Source organism: Streptomyces albicerus, assembly GCF_008905045.1.
Taxonomy (GTDB): Bacteria; Actinomycetota; Actinomycetes; order Streptomycetales; family Streptomycetaceae; genus Streptomyces; species Streptomyces albicerus.
This window is the reverse complement of the sequence record NZ_VWMY01000185.1, coordinates 1-2,175: the sequence shown is the minus strand read 5'-3', so window position 1 is coordinate 2,175 and position 2,175 is coordinate 1. Positions and strand designations below refer to the sequence as shown.

Below are 2,175 nucleotides of genomic sequence, written 5' to 3'. Positions count from 1 at the left end.
CAAGCTTCGGGCCCCGACGAGGAACTGACGCACCAGCAGCAGAAGTCACGCAACTACTAACGATCAACTACTGGCGCAGGACACTAGCACCAGTGCGGTGTGTACGCGCGTTTACAAAAATGAACGCATGGACACTCCCTCTTCTTTACTGTCCGAGCAGTCGCGTTCACCAGCCCCGGCGGCACACCGCCTCGCCTGGCTGGACAACCTCCGCATCGCCCTGACCGTTCTGGTCGTCGTCCACCACGCCGTCCAGCCCTACGGCCCCGCCGACTGGTGGTATGTCGAAGGCCAGCCGCGCACCGGCGCCCTCGCGACGCTGTCCGCGGTCGACGGGGCGTTCTTCATGAGCCTGTTCTTCTTCGCCTCCGCGGTCTTCGTCCCGGGCTCGTACGACCGCCGAGGTGCCCGAGCCTTCCTGACGGGCCGTCTGTTGCGCCTCGGCGTACCCCTACTGGTCGGCGCGCTGACCATCGTGCCGGGCTTGATGTACGCGTACTACGTCCACTACCGCGGCTACCCGCCCACCTCCTTCCCCCGCTACTTCACCGACGTCTACCTGGGACTCGGCGACGAGCCGGCCGACTGGACCGGTCCGTCATGGCCCGACCTGCAGTTCGGCCACCTGTGGTTCATTCAGAACCTGCTCGCCTGCAGCGTCCTGTACGTCCTCTGCCGCCAGGCCGCCCGACTTTTCAGGCGGCGCCGAGCCGGCCGAAGCCGCGACGACAGGCCCGCACCCGGCCACTGCCAATTGCTCTGCCTCACTGCCGCGATCGCCGCCGCCACCTTCGCCGTCCGCCTCCACTACCAGTTGGACACGTGGGTGCCGTTCCTGGACTTCCTCCAGGTCGAGCCCGCCCGACTCCCGCAGTACGCCGCCTTCTTCACTCTCGGCGTCCTCGCCCAGCGCCGCGGCTGGCTCGATCGCTTCGACGCCCGCACCGGCTGGCTGTGGCTGACCGGCGGCCTGCTGGGCGTGGCCCTGCTGTTCGCCGTCGGCGCGGACGCCCCCTGCTTTGGCCCCGGCGGCCTGAACGGCCCCTCCGCCCTGTGGGCGGCGTACGACAGCGCCCTCTGTGTCGCCCTGAGCGTCGGACTGCTCACACTGTTCCGCGAGACGATCACCGGCGGCAACCGCCTGTCACGCGAGTTGGCCGCCGGCTCGTACACCGTCTATATCGTGCATCTCCCGCTCGTCGTGATCCTGCAGTACTACCTCGCGGACTGCGGCCTGACCGCCACGGCTCTGTGGGCCACGGTGTCTGTCCTCGCCGCACCGACGGCCTTCCTGCTGGCAGCCGCGCTGCGCCGGCCGCCAGGGCTCCGGCAGGTGCTGTGACGCCCCCCGGAAGCCGCAGGCATGTTGCCCCAGCACAGATCGGTGGGCGCGCCTGAATGAGGTTGAGCGCGGGATGGTTCCTGGGCTGGGAGAGTCCCCCGACTGCCGGGGCCGGGCTCGTTCGCACACGGCGCTCTGGCGCTGGGGCGCGCTCTCTGCACACCATGAGGTCAACCGCCCGGCGCTTGAGCGGAGCCGATGAGGCGATCGAAGCTGCAGGACGTGGGACAGAGACAACGGATCTACCACGGCCCGCCGGTGGCCGGGTCTCACCGGCGTCGGCGTGTGGCGAGCCATGAGGCGAGAAGGAACGCGGGCAGGGAGATGCCCACCAGCAGTGCGGGGCCCGTGACCGCGCTCGAAAGGAATCGGCCTCCCAGGTGAGCGACGCCGTGGTAGTAGCCGACCGCCACGGCCACAAGCATCATGTATCCGCCGAGCGCGGTGCCCGTGACTTGGCGGACCAGTGCGGGGCATCCGCGCCTGGCCGGTGCCGGCGCGAGCCGTCGCGCAGGGCTCCAGGGTCTGGTCGGGCGGCGGCGCATGATGAGCAGGCCGAGGCCGAGATAGCCCATGACCAGGAGATAGCCGGTCAGCATGAGCGTGATGTTGAGGGACACGGGCAGCGTGGCCGGCTCCGGGTGGTGATTCGCTCTCAGGAGGGGTCTTGGAGAAGGAAGTGCCAGCCGCGGACGAAGGTGTGCCAGCCGAACCACAGCCACAGGGTGAACAGGGCCCAGCGGCCTACGGGGTAGCTCATGACGGCACCGGTTGCGTCGCTGAGGGTGGGGAAGCCGTCGTCCGGCCGCAGCAGGCCGATGCCTTCCCAGGCG

The 2,175-nt window shown here is 69.2% G+C and carries 3 protein-coding genes; 1 reads left to right on the top strand and 2 read right to left on the bottom strand.

The features are described from left to right. Window positions 1–127 precede the first annotated feature (127 nt). Window positions 128–1,342: an acyltransferase family protein gene (locus GAS53_RS54740; protein ID WP_151485284.1), complete on the top strand. Its 1,215-nt coding sequence runs from the start codon at window positions 128–130 to the stop codon at window positions 1,340–1,342. 269 nt (window positions 1,343–1,611) lie between these two features. Here GAS53_RS54740 and GAS53_RS54735 read toward each other — a convergent pair whose 3' ends face one another. Continuing rightward, entirely contained in the window at window positions 1,612–1,962 is a 351-nt protein-coding gene (locus tag GAS53_RS54735) for a DUF6256 family protein (protein ID WP_151485283.1), read from the bottom strand. A 35-nt stretch (window positions 1,963–1,997) separates the two neighbouring features. Then, entirely contained in the window at window positions 1,998–2,153 is a 156-nt protein-coding gene (locus GAS53_RS58755; RefSeq protein ID WP_225859734.1) for a DUF6186 family protein, read from the bottom strand. Window positions 2,154–2,175 lie beyond the last annotated feature (22 nt).

What these genes read in the sequence shown, in the direction of transcription:
- GAS53_RS54740 (WP_151485284.1), top strand. Translation starts at nt 128, where the DNA reads ATGGACACTCCCTCTTCTTTACTGTCCGAGCAGTCGCGTTCACCAGCC.